General features: G+C 52.1%; 14 protein-coding genes and 1 other RNA gene. 11 read left to right on the forward strand and 4 right to left on the reverse strand.

Translation table 11 applies throughout. The features are described from left to right. Positions 1-4 precede the first annotated feature (4 nt). Positions 5-655: a VTT domain-containing protein gene (locus JUF22_RS06290; RefSeq protein WP_203644626.1), complete on the forward strand. Its 651-nt coding sequence runs from the start codon at positions 5-7 to the stop codon at positions 653-655. Between the two features lie 203 nt (positions 656-858). Beyond that, complete coding sequence (gene mprF / locus JUF22_RS06295) at positions 859-3,468, forward strand: bifunctional lysylphosphatidylglycerol flippase/synthetase MprF (RefSeq protein WP_203644627.1); 2,610 nt, start codon at positions 859-861, stop codon at positions 3,466-3,468. Positions 3,469-3,516: 48 nt separating this feature from the next. On the opposite strand, the gene JUF22_RS06300 is transcribed toward mprF, so the two are convergent. Beyond that, positions 3,517-4,095, reverse strand: coding sequence for an LOG family protein (locus JUF22_RS06300; protein ID WP_203644628.1), 579 nt, complete (start codon positions 4,093-4,095; stop codon positions 3,517-3,519). 178 nt (positions 4,096-4,273) lie between these two features. On the opposite strand from JUF22_RS06300, the gene JUF22_RS06305 reads away from it, so the two are divergent. Next, a complete protein-coding gene (locus tag JUF22_RS06305) occupies positions 4,274-5,185 on the forward strand; it encodes a 3-hydroxyacyl-CoA dehydrogenase (protein ID WP_203644629.1) in 912 nt (303 codons plus the stop codon). 292 nt (positions 5,186-5,477) lie between these two features. Here the strand turns inward: JUF22_RS06305 and nrdF are convergent, their stop codons facing one another. The 3 genes from nrdF to nrdH form a co-directional block, all read right to left on the reverse strand. Beyond that, positions 5,478-6,473 (reverse strand): class 1b ribonucleoside-diphosphate reductase subunit beta, encoded by a 996-nt coding sequence (gene nrdF / locus JUF22_RS06310; protein ID WP_203644631.1) that lies wholly within the window; start codon positions 6,471-6,473, stop codon positions 5,478-5,480. Between the two features lie 59 nt (positions 6,474-6,532). Then, on the reverse strand, positions 6,533-8,698 hold the full coding sequence (gene nrdE / locus JUF22_RS06315) for a class 1b ribonucleoside-diphosphate reductase subunit alpha (RefSeq protein WP_203644640.1): 2,166 nt from the start codon (positions 8,696-8,698) through the stop codon (positions 6,533-6,535). 109 nt (positions 8,699-8,807) lie between these two features. After that, complete coding sequence (nrdH, locus tag JUF22_RS06320; RefSeq protein WP_203638964.1) at positions 8,808-9,035, reverse strand: glutaredoxin-like protein NrdH; 228 nt, start codon at positions 9,033-9,035, stop codon at positions 8,808-8,810. A 199-nt stretch (positions 9,036-9,234) separates the two neighbouring features. On the opposite strand from nrdH, the gene JUF22_RS06325 reads away from it, so the two are divergent. The 8 genes from JUF22_RS06325 to tmk all read left to right on the forward strand — a co-directional run bounded on the left by JUF22_RS06325 (position 9,235) and on the right by tmk (position 15,335). Next, positions 9,235-9,843 (forward strand): class I SAM-dependent methyltransferase, encoded by a 609-nt coding sequence (locus JUF22_RS06325; RefSeq protein WP_203644642.1) that lies wholly within the window; start codon positions 9,235-9,237, stop codon positions 9,841-9,843. Positions 9,844-9,900: 57 nt separating this feature from the next. Further along, the gene (locus tag JUF22_RS06330) at positions 9,901-10,413 is read left to right on the forward strand and encodes a nucleoside deaminase (RefSeq protein ID WP_203644935.1); all 513 of its coding nucleotides are present in this window, start codon (positions 9,901-9,903) and stop codon (positions 10,411-10,413) included. 22 nt (positions 10,414-10,435) lie between these two features. Further along, positions 10,436-10,522: signal recognition particle sRNA small type (gene ffs, locus JUF22_RS06335), an RNA gene on the forward strand. Between the two features lie 629 nt (positions 10,523-11,151). Beyond that, entirely contained in the window at positions 11,152-12,888 is a 1,737-nt protein-coding gene (gene dnaX, locus JUF22_RS06340) for a DNA polymerase III subunit gamma/tau (RefSeq protein ID WP_203644644.1), read from the forward strand. A gap of 19 nt (positions 12,889-12,907) precedes the next feature. Further along, entirely contained in the window at positions 12,908-13,228 is a 321-nt protein-coding gene (locus JUF22_RS06345; protein ID WP_191988081.1) for a YbaB/EbfC family nucleoid-associated protein, read from the forward strand. A gap of 21 nt (positions 13,229-13,249) precedes the next feature. After that, entirely contained in the window at positions 13,250-13,849 is a 600-nt protein-coding gene (gene recR, locus JUF22_RS06350; protein ID WP_125765699.1) for a recombination mediator RecR, read from the forward strand. 14 nt (positions 13,850-13,863) lie between these two features. After that, positions 13,864-14,115 carry a YaaL family protein gene (locus JUF22_RS06355; protein WP_125765700.1) on the forward strand — a complete coding sequence of 84 codons (252 nt, stop codon included), beginning with the start codon at positions 13,864-13,866 and terminating at the stop codon, positions 14,113-14,115. 575 nt (positions 14,116-14,690) lie between these two features. Further along, positions 14,691-15,335 (forward strand): dTMP kinase, encoded by a 645-nt coding sequence (tmk, locus tag JUF22_RS06360; RefSeq protein ID WP_203644646.1) that lies wholly within the window; start codon positions 14,691-14,693, stop codon positions 15,333-15,335. The last annotated feature ends 19 nt before the right edge of the window (positions 15,336-15,354 follow it).

A 15,354-nucleotide genomic window follows, 5' to 3' on the forward strand; every position in this document is an offset into this window, starting at 1 on the left:
AATCATGGGATACCTCGTCGATTTTGTGTTACACATTGACAGTCACCTTGTTAATCTCGTCAGTACGTTTGGTGGCACGACCTACCTCATCTTGTTTGCGATTATCTTCATCGAGACGGGGGCGGTGATCTTGCCGTTTTTACCGGGAGATTCCCTCTTATTTGCGGCGGCCGCTTTGGCTGCTAACCCGGTGTATCAACTCCACATTTGGCTTTTCGTGCCGCTGTTCTTAGTGGCGGCGATTGCCGGGGATTCGTTGAACTTCTATCTGGGTCGGCGAACGGGGATGGCGCTGAGCGGGCACTCCTGGTTTGACCGGTTACTTAATCGGGAACGATTGGCGCAATCGGAAAAGTTTTTCCAACGCCACGGACCGATTGCCATTTTTCTGGGGCGCTTTCTCCCAATTATTCGGACGTTCGTGCCGTTTGTGGCGGCCGGATCGCAGGTGGCTTATTCACGCTTCCTCAAATATAACGTGAGCGCGGCGATTGCCTGGGTGGCTATTTGTTGTGGCGGCGGGTATTTCTTCGGCAATATTCCCGTGGTCAAGGCCAATTTCTCAGCGGTCGTGCTCGGCATCATTGTGATTTCCCTGTTGCCGGCACTGATTGGCTGGGTACGCATGACGCTTCAGAGTCGTCGCGAGAAATAGTTGGTTTGCTTAAATATTCCGCAAAGACTTAAATTTAGAGTAAGCCCGGGTCAAACACTGGTCGGGGCTTGCTCTTTTTTGCTATGCTGGGTATTAGTGAGAAGCTGTTAGGTTGTTAAATTAACCAGCGCTTTGTACAGGTTAACAATTGTTCTTCATCGAATTGGTTGCGATAATGAAGAACTACGGGGAGGTAAGCGACTATGGGGAAACGATTGTGGGGGCGAATTCAGAAACATTTGACCCTGATCAAGGGGCTCTTTATATTTTCAATTTTGATTTTTGTGATTCAAATGGTCGGCCGGGTGGCACACGAAGTTAATGGGGAACAACTGCGCGCGGAGCTGGCGACACTAGATACGGGGACCTTTCTCCTGTTACTGGTCGGGGGCTTTGTAGCCGTCTTACCAATGCTGGTCTACGATTTTACGATTGTGGAATTTCTCCCGGGGAAGTTTTCGCGGGGGTATGTGATTCGCAGCGGGTGGACCACCAATACGTTTACAAATTTAGCTGGTATGGGGGGCTTGCTGGGGGCCAGTCTCCGCGCCAACTTTTATGCCAAATCAGCGACGAAAAAGCAGGTGGTGTACGCCATCTCCAAGATTGCTTTGTTCCTATTGGCGGGGCTGTCGCTGTCCTGTTGGGTCGCGTTGATCTTGTTGTTCGGCTTTGATGTGGGTCAACCATTCCGGGGATACTGGTTCTGGTTACTAGGCGGGGGGCTCTATTTCCCGGGGATTTTTATCTTCACCCGCGTCAGCGACGGCGAGTTCTTTAAGGACCTCACGTGGCGTCGTGAATTCAAACTGATCTTAGGGTCCAGTCTGGAGTGGGGGAGCTGCGCGCTCTTCTTCCTGTTGATCGGTTGGGCCTTGCGGTTACCCATTCCGTTGGCCGCGGTCTTTCCGATGTTTGTGGTGGCTTCGGTTGCCGGGGTCGTTTCCATGATTCCCGGGGGACTGGGCTCCTTTGATGTCTTCATGATTATTGGTCTGGGCTTTCTGGGCGTCAGTCGGGCAGACGCCACGGGGTGGTTGCTGCTCTACCGGCTCTTTTATTACCTCTTACCGTTTGGCGTCGGCGTGGGCTTCTTCATCCACGACGTTGGGCACCGACTGAATCAATTCTTAAATGGTCTACCGGTGGCCACGTTCCGGCGAGCCGCGCACTTATTTGTGACGACCTTTATGTATTTTTCCGGGGTCATGATGCTCTTATTTGCGACCATTCCCGACGTGGTTTTGGCCAATCATTTTTACCTGCGATTAGTGCCCTACATGTTTTATTTCCTGAGTCAGATTACCAACATTGTCATGGCCTTTCTACTGATTGGTCTGGCGCGCGGCGTGGGCTCCCGGGTCAAACGGGCCTACTGGCCAACACTCGTGGTGTTGGTCGTGGCGATTGGCAACACGCTGTGGCGGGAGAACTTCCCGGTTGGCTTAGCGATTCTGCTAGGACTGGTCTTAGCCTGCCTGCTCTTTGCACGACCAGAGCTGTACCGGACGAGTTTCCACTACTCCTGGGGTGGACTCCTGGTTGATGGGCTCATCTACGTGGGCACCTTCGTGGTGTACACGATCATTGGCATCTCCAGCTTCCCGAGTCATCACCATCGGCCATTCTTGCCAGAATCGTGGCTATTACCATCTACGCAGGTCTGGTTGACCGGGTTGGGGAGCCTGTTGGTGGCGCTACTGATTTTATTGGGCATCTTTCGGTACCTAGCGGCCGGCAAGCCCGAGTGGCTTCAGGCGCCTTACGATGCCCCGAGAATGCGGGCGGTGATTCGCCAGTTTGGTGGCAACGAGGTCAGTCATCTGGCCTTTCTGCGGGACAAACGCGCGTACTTCTATCAGGAGGCGGGCGTCGATCAACTCTTCCTACTTTACCGGCAGAAGGCGGATAAGTTGCTGGTGATGGGCGAACCCATTGGAAATCAAGATAAATTGGCGCCGGCCCTGCAAGCCTTTATGCACGATGCCAATCAAGCGGGCTTACGGCCGGTCTTCTATGAAATTAGTGAAACGCTGACGCTGCGCCTGCATGAAATGGGGTTTGACTTCATCAAGGTGGGTGAAGAGGGCCATGTTCACCTACAGGACTTTACCTTGGCGGGGAAGGCCCACCGTGGTGAACGCGCATTGATCAACAAGTTTAAGCGGGAGGGGTATCGCTTTGACCTCCTGCAACCGCCACTGAGTGAGGACCAGTATCAATCGTTGAAAACCATTTCCGATTCCTGGTTGGGTGACGAAACGGAAAAGGGCTTCTCGATGGGCTATTTTGACCGAGAATACCTGAATGAAGCGCCGGTCGCGGTGGTCGTTGACGCCGAAGGCACCTTGGTGGCCTTTGCCAATCTGATGCCGACCGGCGATCATCAGATGACGTCGATCGACCTGATGCGTGCCCGGCGAGATGCCCCCTCGGGGATTATGGACGGCCTCTTCGTCTACCTGTTTGAGACCTGTCGTGACCAGGGCTACGCCAGCTTTAATTTGGGCATGGCGCCCCTGGCAAACGTGGGGGTCTCGGAATTTAGTTTCATTGAGGAACGGGCGGCACATCTGATCTACGAGTACGGCTCGAACTTCTACAGTTTCCAGGGCCTGCGGGCGTATAAGGAAAAATACGTGACGGACTGGCAGCCGAAATACTTGGCTTACCGTCGTCGGCAATCGTTGATCTTTACCATGCTCCAACTGGTTCTAGTCATCAATCAACCGACGACACCGCTGCCCCGACTGGCGCCGCGCTGGTTGAGCGGCTGGGTCACGGATGAGGTCCACTGGCAAAATCACAATTAAAAAAGGCGCCACGGCTGGCAGTTTCTTGCGGGTCGTGGCGTCTTTCGTCTAGTTCGTGTATTTGAATGGTAATTGGTGTTTGAAATTGGCAAAGCCGGTAAACATGTCGTCAATCGTGGCGGCATCGATGAAGAGGTTCATGTTTTCTTGTGGGGCAAAGCCTTCGTCACAGCTCTTCTGCATCATGGCCACCAGTTGATCGTAGTAGTGATCGATGTTGAAGAGGGCGATGGGCTTCTGGTGAACGTTGATCTGACTCCACGAGAGCATGGTCGTGAATTCTTCAAAGGTCCCGAAGCCGCCGGGGAGCACGATAAAGGCATCGGATTGACGCATCATCTCATCCTTACGTTCGTCCATGGTGCTGGTTTCAAGCAACGTGGTGATGTCCGTTTTGGCCAGCCCCATCTCGCTCAGGAAGGTTGGGATGATCCCGATGACCTCACCGCCAGCCTCCATGGTTGCGGTGGCAATGGCGCCCATGAGGCCTTCCTTACCACCACCGTAAACCAGTGGATGGTGATTGTCGGCCAGGTATTGGCCTAGGGCATTCGTTTCTTTTAGAAAATTCGGATTGTAGCCGTGGTTGGAACCACAGAAGACACAAACATTTTTAACAGTTGGCATAGGATTACCCCCAAAGTTTTTAGTCTAAATAATTATACCGCAAAATGGTTCTATCCTGGTGAATAAAGTCACTTAGTTAATGTTCGACCTTAACATTGTAGTTTTGATTGCCGCCGGCTGGCTTGCTGAGTAAGCTAGGGGTAATCAAAATGAGTCGGTGTTAAGGAGGATGAACAACATGGCATTTAAAAGAATTGTCGTCGCTGGTGGTGGGACCCTGGGCAGTCAGATTGCCTACCAAACCGCCTATAGTGGGTTTCAGGTGACTATCTATGATATTAACGCAGCGGCCATCGCGGCGGCCAAGCGGCGGATTGCTACCTGGGACCAGGCCTACGCCCAGGAAATGAATGCCACGCCAGCCGTAATTCATGACACGAATGACCGGTTAGCCTTTGCGACCGACCTGGAGACGGCGGTGGAGGACGCGGACCTGGTGATTGAGGCGGTGCCCGAAGTCGTGGCCATTAAGAATGACTTTTACGCGGCACTGGCCAAGGTCGCGCCGGCCCGTACCATCTTCGCGACGAACTCCTCAACCATGGTGCCCAGTCAATTCGCGGCCATTACCGGGCGGCCAGCCCAGTTCATGGCGCTGCACTTTGCTAACCACGTGTGGGAAAACAACATGGCGGAGGCCATGGGCCACCAGGGCACGTCGCCTGAGGTGTACCAGCAGGTCGTGGCGTTTGCCCGGCAGATTGGGATGGTCGTCATCCAGCTACACAAGGAGCAACCCGCCTACATTCTCAATACGATTTTGATTCCCTTCGTGGATGCGGCCCTGGTCTTGTGGGTCCATGGTGTCGCTGATCCGCAGACGATTGACCGGGCCTGGATGGTGGCCACGGGTGCGCCCATGGGCCCCTTTGGTATCCTCGATGAGATTGGGTTACGGACGGCCTACAACATCATGTTAGCGGCCAGCACAGCGCCGGGAAAGGGCACGTTAGTCGACGTTGCCCACAAAATCAAGTCAGAGATGATTGATCAAAATAAATTGGGTCAAGAAAGTAATCAGGGCTTTTACAGTTATCCGGCACCGGCCTTTGCGTCGGCGAAATTTTTGAAGGATGACGGCAAAGATTAATTGTAGAGAGTCGGAGTCTGGTGAGAGCTTGCCAGACTTTTTTGACGCACTCTTTTTCGGGTTAGGTTGAATCTTACGCCAATCTGCCGAGATTACAACCCAAATAAGGGTATAAAATTAACTGGGGGTGTACCATAAGCGACCGATGTGAATTTGCATAAAAAACGTTATTTACGCGATTGAAATATTTATTTCCAAGTCGTCAAATCGTCATGATTTACTTGGAATTTAAGCGTAAAAAAGCCGGCAACGCCAACCCCTGAGGGCTGCGCGTTGCCGGCTTCTGCTTAATTTAATGTTGGGAATCGTCTGGGTCGGCGGGTTCGCCAATGTTGTAGTCGTCGTTGCTCATGGCTTCAACATTTCCCAGGAGATAGCCGTTACCGACTTGGGAGAAGAAGTCATGGTTGGCGGTCGACGTGGAAATTCCGTTCATGACCACGGGGTCGACATCTTCGGCCGTATCAGGGAAGAGGGAATCTTGACCAAGGTTCATCAGCGCCTTGTTGGCGTTGTAGCGGATGAAGGTCAAGACCTTGTCGGACCAGCCGATTTGGTCGTATAACGTGTGGGTGTATTGTTCTTCGTTGGCGTACAGCTTGTACAAGAAGTCGTACATCCAGTCCTTCATTTGTTGCTGCTCATTGTCGGTCAGCTCTTTCATGCCTAATTGGAACTTGTAGCCAATGTAGGTACCGTGAACCGATTCGTCCCGCAGAATCAATTTGATGATTTCGGCGACGTTGTTCAGCTTGTTGTGCCCCAGGTAGTAGAGTGGGGTGAAGAAGCCAGAGTAGAACAGGAAGGTTTCCAGAAAGACACTGGAGATCTTTTTCTTCAGGGGATGCTCATCGTCGTGGTACAGGTCATAGATGCGCTTCGTTTTGTTTTGTAAAAATTCTTCCGAATCACTCCATTGGAAAATTTCATCAATTTCGTCCGGCGTGTTCAGCGTGGAAAAAATCGTCGAGTAACTCTTAGCGTGAACGGATTCCATGAATTGAATGTTATTCAGGACCGCCGTTTCGTGGGGCGTCCGGACATCGCGGCGGAGGGCCGCCATCCCGTCTTGGGACTGCAGCGTGTCTAAGAGGGTCAAGCCCCCGAAGACGTGGCCCACGACCCATTTGTGGTCGGTATCCAACGTCCGCCAGTCGTCCAAGTCATTGGAAACGGGGATCCGGGTGTCTAACCAGAATTGTTCCGTTAATTTTTCCCAGGTGGCCTTGTCAATCTCATCGGAGACCTGGTTCCAGTTGATTGCGTTGTAATTTTCAGTTCTTGCCATGTGCGGGCACTCCTTTTAGTGTGCGTCTGTTTGTTCCCAAAACAAGTCGGTGGACCGGTCTAAATGACACAGCTTTCACACTGGTTGGCGCCGACTTCGTTGTTGTCGTCGGTGAAGGTCCGAACGTAGTAGAGGGACTTGATGCCCTTGTGATAGGCGTAGTTCCGCAGAATACTCAGATCCCGCGTGGTCATCTTATCGGTTCGGCCATTCTTCCATTCGTACAGACCAGTCGGCATCGTGGAACGCATGAATAGCGTCAAGCTCATCCCTTGATCCACGTGCTTCTGGGCAGCCGCGTAAACGTCAATGACCCGGCGCATGTCGGTGTCGTAGGCGGACTTGTAATAGGGCATGGTGTCGTTGCTGAGGTAAGGCGCTGGGTAGTAGATCTTCCCAATCGTCTTTTCCTGGCGTTCTTCGATCCGGTTGATGATGGGGTGCAGGCTCGCAGTCGTGTCATTGATATAGGAAATGGACCCGTTAGGCGCAACGGCCATCCGGTTTTGATGGTACAGGCCATCCTGCATGACCGCGGTCTTCAAGGCTGCCCAATCTTCGGGCGAGGGGAGCCACACGTCGGCGAAAAGTTCCTGAACCTTCGTGTTGGCTGGCCGCCAGTCGGTCGTGGTGTAGCGGTCAAAGTAACTGCCATCGGCGTAGGCACTCTTGTCAAAGTTGTGGAACGTTTCGTGGCGTTCCTTAGCGATTTGGTTGGAAGCCTTCAACGTCCAATAGTTCAGCAGCATGAAGTAAACGCTGGTAAAGGCGATGCTGTCCTTGGAACCGTACATCATGTGGTTCTTGGCAAAGTAGCTGTGTAAGCCCATGGCGCCCAAACCAATCGTGTGGGCCAATTGATTACCCTTTTGAATAGAAGGCACCACGTCGATGTCGGAGTGGTCGGTGACAAAGGTCAGGGCCCGCACCATGGTCTCGACGGAATGGCCAAAGTCAGGAGCGGCCATGAGGTTGACGATGTTCGTTGAGCCCAGGTTGCAGGAAATATCGGTGCCCAACTGGCTGTATTCTTGGCGATTGTTGACGGTGGAAGGTGTTTGGACTTGCATGATTTCTGAACATAAATTACTCATCACGATGCGACCGTCAATCGGGTTCTCGCGGTTAGCCGTGTCGATGTTCACGATGTAGGGGTAACCGGATTCCTGTTGGAGCTTGCCAATATCGGTTTCCAGGTCCCGCGCCTTCAGTTTCTTCTTATGAATGTCAGGGTTGGCGACCATGTTGTCGTATTCCTGGGTGATATCCACGTAGGAGAAAGGCTTGCCGTAGATGCGTTCAACGTCGTAGGGACTGAACAGGTACATGTCATCGTCAGCCGCACAGAGCTCGTAGAATTTATCGGGCACGGTGATGCCTAAGGACAACGTCTTCAAACGAATCTTTTCGTCGGCGTTTTCCTTCTTCGCACTCAAGAAGGCCACGATATCTGGATGGAAGACGCTCAGGTAAACGACCCCGGCGCCTTGACGTTGGCCTAGTTGATTGGAGTAGGAGAAACTGTCTTCGAGTAATTTCATGACGGGCACGACGCCGGATGCAGCGCCCTCGATGTGCTTGATGGGATCACCGGCACCCCGCAGGTTGGAGAGGCTAATGCCGACCCCACCACCGATACGGGACAGTTGTAAGGCCGAGTTGATGGTCCGGCCAATCGTATTCATGTCATCGGTCGACTGGATCAGGAAGCAGGAGACCAGTTCGCCCCGGCGAGAACGACCGGCGTTTAAGAAGCTAGGCGTGGCCGGTTGGTAGCGTTGGTGAATAATTTCATCCGCTAAATCGTGTGCCAGTTGTTGGTCCCCATCGGCGAAGTCCAAAGCGTTCATGGCGACCCGGTCGATAAAGTTTTCTAAGTAGTAGTCGTTGTCATCGGTCTTCAAGGCGTATTGGGCGTAGAACTTATAAGCGGCCATGAAAGATTTGAAATGGAAATTCTGCGCGCGCAGGTAGGCGTACAGGTCTTCAATAAAGCTCATGGGATAGGCGGCGATGACGGTTTTTTCAACGTAATTGTTGGCAATTAGAAAATCAAAACGTTCCTGTAAGGAAGCAAATTTCTTGGTATTGGGAATCACGTTTTCTTTCAGAAAGGCTTGGAGGGCCTCTTGATCCTTGTTCAACGGAATCTGACCGTCGACGGGGATGTTGATTTCGTTATTTAAGTCGTAATACGTCACGTCGGTTAAGTCTTTTAAAGGCATACTGATCAACTCTTCCTTCTCTTAATTTGCGTAAAATTCAAACAAAAATGGCGGCACCGTGAACAAACACGACGTCGCCAAGACGGGTTTGTGCCGAACTAAAAAAGGCTTAGCCCGCGATTTGCGTTAATTGGTCTGGACGGAAGCCATAGAAGGCTGGCATGCCCGGTGCTTCAACAACGGGAACGGCTTGGAAACCCTTCTCCTTGAGGTACGTCACATATTCGGGGTTTTGGTTAATATTCCGTTCTTCAAAATCCACGTTATGTTCGCTCAGAAAACGCTTTGTCATCTTGCACTGCATACAATTGTTCTTTGAATAGACTGTTACTTTCATGGTCGACACTTCCTCGTAAAATTCATTATCAATGTGTTCAGTGTACACCAGATATAGAAAATTACAATCAAAAAAGACACTATATTTGGTAGTTGAAACATACAATAACTACCAAATATAGTATCTGAACTGATAAACTTTTTTTATTAGCCACCAACGACTAACTACGGTAAAATAGTCAGTAAAGGTGGCGGAGAAATTGACTAATCACTATTATACACAAAATCCAGACGTTTTACACGAGGAACATCATTGGCCGTTTACCCTCTTAGGCAACGAATTGTTGTTTACCACCGACAACGGTGTTTTTTCTAAAAACCGGGTGGACTACGGCTCACGGGCGTTGCTGAATGCGTTTAACGCCGATAAGACACCGGCTGGTCCTTGGTTGGATCTTGGCACGGGTTACGGCCCAATCGGCCTGGCACTGGCGAAGAAGTGGCCTGATCGCCAGGTCACCATGGTCGATGTGAATGAATTGGCTTTGGATTTGGCCCGGCAAAATGCCGTCGCCAATCAAATTGAAAACGTAGAGATCAAGACCTCAGACGTGTATACCCACGTCACGGAGCGTTACGCGGCTATCATTACGAATCCGCCCGTTCGTGCCGGTAAGCAGGTGGTCACGGCCATGTTGACGGGGGCTAAGGATCATTTGCTCCTAGGCGGGACGTTGACCGTGGTCTTACAAAAGAAGCAGGGTGCACCGTCGGCCGAGAAGACCATGAAAGAAACGTTTGGCAACTGTACAAACATTAAGAAGGATAAAGGCTACTATATTTTAGAGAGCACACTGACAGCCGATTAGCTGAAAGGAGGGGTCCCCGTGCGCGACCAGAGTTATACCGGATTACAACGTCACTATATGGAAGAGGCCCTCTTTGAAGCGGATCAGGCCGCCATCATTGGTGAGGTGCCCATTGGGGCCGTCATTGTGCATGATGATCACATCGTGGGGCGGGGGCACAACCTCCGCGAGCACGGCAACGATGCTACGATGCACGCTGAGGTGCGGGCCATCGAAGAGGCTTGTGGGACCTTAAAGAGTTGGCGGCTAGAGGAGTGCCAGCTGTACGTGACGATTGAACCGTGCCTGATGTGTAGCGGCGCGATTATTAACTCACGGATTCCCGAAGTCTTTTATGGTGCGCGTGATCCGAAGGCGGGCGCGGTCGATAGTCTTTACGAAACGCTGACGGACACGCGGTTGAATCACACCGTGAAGGTCCATGAAGGCTTACTGGCCAAGGATGCTGGTGAGCGAATGGTCAGTTTTTTCCAGGCGGCGCGCAAGCGGCAGAAGGCGGCGAAGAAGGCGCGACAAGCGGCCAAACGCGCAGAAGCTAACAAGACGCTAGACAGCAAGAATAAATCATGATACACTAGTATTTGCCGTAAAGGCCTTGGAGCAAGGGTGGGCTTACGAATCGTGTCAGGTCCGGAAGGAAGCAGCACTAAGTTCGTTTCGCTTTGTGCTTCAAGTTTATGTGATAATTCCAACTCCTAGTCCGTGGACTGGGAGTTTTTTCGTGTCCAAATTTAGCTAATTAAGTTCCCAATTAAGTTCCGGTAAATCTCCGACTTGAGTCGTGACAGGACCCGGTCAAAAAGGCTATAATGTTAATCAGTGAATTTAAGCAAAATGCGTAAAATTAAAAGAACGTTTGCGTTACAAGTGTAAGAAATGTTTCGGCCGACCATTGGTGAAATAAGTAGGTCGATGAGTCTTAATATAGTTTTAAAGTTGACGAAAATACCGCCGAAAAATAATTGGCGGGGTAAGTCAGCGGTCGCCGTAGGGCTGGTGAAAATGAGCTGACTAGGTCAGTGTGAGTGACCAGAGGCAGATCAAGGAGACCAGCTGTGTCGGTGGTCTTGGCCGGAGTTTTATCCCGGCCTAGAGCACGGGACGGCCTTGGAAACTCGCGATTCTCAGCGAGGTTTCAAGCCGAGCTGGAAGACCGCCCCTCAGGCTGGAAGCGTTCCCCACAGCAGGGCACCTTGAATCTGCCGCCGGGAACGGTACTGACAGCGTCACGGCCCATTTTCACCGGCCCAGAGGCAAAACCAACGACCATTTAACCAGATAACTATTTTCAAGAAAGGAACAGATTGCATGGCTTATCAAGCACTTTACCGGGTCTGGCGGCCCCAGCGATTCGAGGATATGATTGGGCAAGAAGTCATTACCCGCACCTTGAAAAACGCCATTACGACCAACCAAATCAGTCACGCGTACCTCTTTGCTGGTCCGCGGGGAACCGGGAAGACCTCGGCGGCTAAAATCTTTGCGAAGGCCATCAACTGTCACCATCAAACGGACGGCGAACCCTGCAATGAATGTGAGACCTGCAAGGCCATCACTGAGGGGACGCTCAACGATGTGATTGAAATCGATGCGGCTTCAAACAACGGGGTCGAAGAAATTCGGGATATCCGGGATAAGGTGAAGTACGCGCCGACCGTAGCTGATTACAAAGTCTACATTATTGATGAAGTTCATATGTTATCGACGGGGGCGTTCAACGCACTGTTAAAGACCTTGGAAGAGCCACCGGCTAACGTGATTTTCATTTTAGCCACCACGGAACCCCACAAAATTCCGGCCACGATTATTTCGCGGACCCAACGATTTGATTTCAAACGAATTGCGGCCAATGATAGTTATGCGCGCATGACTTATATCTTGGACCAAAAGGGTGTCACTTACGATGAACAAGCCGTTAAGGTGATTGCCAAGGCGGCCGAAGGTGGTATGCGGGATGCCCTGAGCATTCTCGACCAGGCGCTGTCCTTTGGGGATAATGAAATCACCCTGGATAACGCGCTGTTGGTGACGGGGAGTGTGACCCACGAACTGTTAGCGACCTACGTGCAACAGGTCCTAGCCGGCGATACCAAGGCGGCCTTAGCTACGCTCCAATCCGTTTTGGAAGCGGGCAAGGATGCCGAGCGGTTCACCGAGGACGTCATCAGCTATGCCCGCGACCTGTTGCTCTATCAACAAGCACCTCAGCTAGTTGAAGAGGCCGAGATGGGCAGCGTGAGCGACGATTTCCAAGCCTTAGCCAAGCAAACGCCGGCGCAGACCATGTACGCCATGATCAACGAGTTAAACGCCATTCAACAACAGATGCGGTTTACGACCCATCCCGACGTTTACCTAGAAATTTTGACCATCAAACTGGCCGAAATCGGCCGGCAGGTGGGGGCGGCCCAACCGGCAGCACCCACAGCGGCAGCATCCGCTGCGCCACAGGCAGCCGCTAGTTCAACTGAGCTGACATCCCTGCAACACGAGGTCGACCAGCTACGTAACACGGTCAAGCAGTTGGAACAAGCTCCGGTTGCGGCAAAACCCGCAGCGGCCAAGCCACGAACGACGAAGGCGGCCCCGGTTAAAGAGGTCAACCTCGCGAAGATCTATCCCGTTCTGGGGTCGGCCACGCGGGAGAAGTTGAACCAACTTCAAGAAGTTTGGCCCGACCTGCTGGATACGTTATCCATTACCCAACGAGCCGTGATGAAGGTGTCTCAACCGGTAGCGGCAGCGGATTCCGGGGTCATTGTGGCCTTTGATTATTCCTTTCTGTACCAGCGGGCGACGACCGATCACGAGTTGACCGACGCCCTAGAAAATGGGTTGGATCGCATGATTGGGACGGCCTTGCCGGTTGTCTTCGTGCCGAAGGATGAGTGGCCAACGATTCGAAAGAATTATTTGACAGACCATCGTGAGGAGTTGCAGAATAACGCTGAGTCACCGGAACCAACTAAGCCAGCACCTAATCCCGTTGTCACCAAGGCGGAAGAGCTGTTTGGTAAAGATGTTGTTGATGTTAAAAATGATTAAAATCTTGAAAGGATGATTAATGATGCGGAACATGGGAAATATGGGGAACATGATGAAACAAATGCGCCAAATGCAAAAGAAGATGGAAGAGGACCAAAACAACTTGAACGCCCAAAGCTTTACCGGCGTTTCACCAGATAGCATGGTTCAAGCCACCTTTACCGGTGAACGGAAGATGACCGACCTGACCATCAAGCCAGAAGCCATCGATCCCGATGACCCTGATATGTTGGCCGACTTAGTCCTGGCCGCCGTTAACGACGCCCTGGGCCAAGTTGATGCAGCAACGAAACAATCTCTGGGTAAATACACGCAAGGCATGAACATTCCCGGGATGTAATTTAGAAAGGACGTTGTGACCATGCAGTATCCAGAACCGATTGCCCAACTGATCGACAGCTACATGAAGCTGCCCGGTATTGGGCAAAAGTCAGCGACGCGGCTGGCCTTCTTCACGATTGATATGCAAGAAGATGACGTCACGGCGTTTTCCAAGGCGTTAATTTCAGCCAAAAAAAACCTGCACTTCTGTTCCATCTGTGGGAACATTACCGAGAGTGATCCGTGTGTCATCTGTACCGACAAGACGCGGGATCAATCGCACGTCTTAGTGGTTGAACAGGCCAAGGACATCATGGTGATGGAAAAGATGAAGGAATATCATGGCCTGTATCACGTTTTGCAAGGGGTCATGTCGCCAATCGAAGGCAAGGGGCCGGAAGACCTGAACATTGCCAGCCTCATCAATCGGTTGCAGCAGAATCCATCCATTAAAGAAGTTATCATCGCGACCAACGCCACGCCAGAGGGTGAAGCCACGGCCATGTACCTGTCTCGCTTGATCAAGCCAGCGGGCATCAAGGTGACGCGGTTAGCCCACGGCCTGTCCGTCGGGAGTGATATCGAATACGCGGATGAAATGACGCTGTTCAAGGCGGTTGAAGGCCGAACGGAAATGTAGAGGAGGGTTGCCACATGTTTGGACGAAAGAAACGGCAACTCCCACGGTTAAAGGCCGCGTACGATGAACAACTCCTGTTGAGCATCGACGACGCCAAGGACCGCTGGGACCACGCCAAGCAAACGGAAGAGGCCATTGCGGACGCCGACAATCAAATGACGGCCAACACCGCACTGGCCCGGCAGACGTACCTCTTCTTGTACCGCGAAGCCCGTCGCCGCCACGTCAGAGGAAAGCATATCTCTGCCGCAGTGTTCCGCGATTAGTTTAATAAGTAGTGAGGAGAAGACGAAGGCGTTGTGGCTTTCGTCTTTTTTTACGCGCTCGTGTTGACGGAGCGTGTAGAATTGAAGGGAGTGAAGTTGAAAAAATTTAAGTAACGTTAGGATAGTTGGTTGAATTGGTTTTGCGTTCGCTAGTTACGGTGCCTATAGTATAGAAAAATTATTATGTCAGTCAGACAAGCATAGTGCGTGAACACGAATGACGGAGTTGGTGAAAAGGTCCACGCAATGTCAGTGACCAGAGGCGGGCCAAACTGACCAGCTGTGTCGGTGGTCTTGGCTGAGTGAACTTCTCAGTCTAGAGCACGGGACGACCTTGGAAACTCGCGACTCGCAGCGAGGTTTCAAGGCGAGGCGGAAGACCGCTTCTCAGGCTGGAGCCGTTCCCCACAGCAGGGCGGTTTGAGCCCGCCGGCGGGAACGACCAGCGAGAAACCATTTTCACCAACGCCAAGTCGTGAACTTTTGGTAAGAAACAGGCGAAAGCTAGCGATGCAAATAGACATCAATTCTGAATTCAAGTACAATATAACTATCAAACAAAAATGGGGTCGAGTATGTTGTCAGGAACGTTTATTAGTTTTGAAGGACCCGACGGCGCCGGGAAGACTAGCGCGCTGCAGGCCATTACCGCACAAATTGCGCCTGTGTTGGGTGACCGACTCACGATTACGCGAGAACCCGGGGGCAACCCGATTTCTGAAAGTATTCGGGCCATCATTTTAGACCGCGCCAACACGGCGATGGATTACCGCACGGAAGCCTTATTGTACGCAGCGGCTCGGCGGCAACACTTAGCGGAGACCATTTTACCCGCGCTAGCCGATGATAAATTGGTGCTGTGTGACCGTTACGTGGACAGCTCCGTTGCCTATCAAGGCGCTGGCCGTGAAATCGGGGAAGCCGCCGTTGCCCAAATGAATGAATTTGCCACGGACGGGCTGTTGCCCGAATTGACCGTGTATTTCGATGTCCCGGCTGAAGTGGGGTTACACCGAATTCAAGCGCACCGGGACCCCAAGAAGGTCGACCGGCTAGACGTTGAGCAGGCGGCCTTTCACGACCGGGTCCGGGCTGCTTATTTGCGCTTACAAGCTGCGCACCCGGAACGAATCAAACTGATCGATGCCACGCAGGCCCCTGAAGTTGTGGTGGAACAGGCGTTGGCACTCATCAAGCACACGGCCCAAGCTTACTTTTAGCACCGGCATTGAGGGAGGA

This window comes from Levilactobacillus lanxiensis (assembly GCF_016861655.1).
Classification (GTDB): Bacteria; Bacillota; Bacilli; order Lactobacillales; family Lactobacillaceae; genus Levilactobacillus; species Levilactobacillus lanxiensis.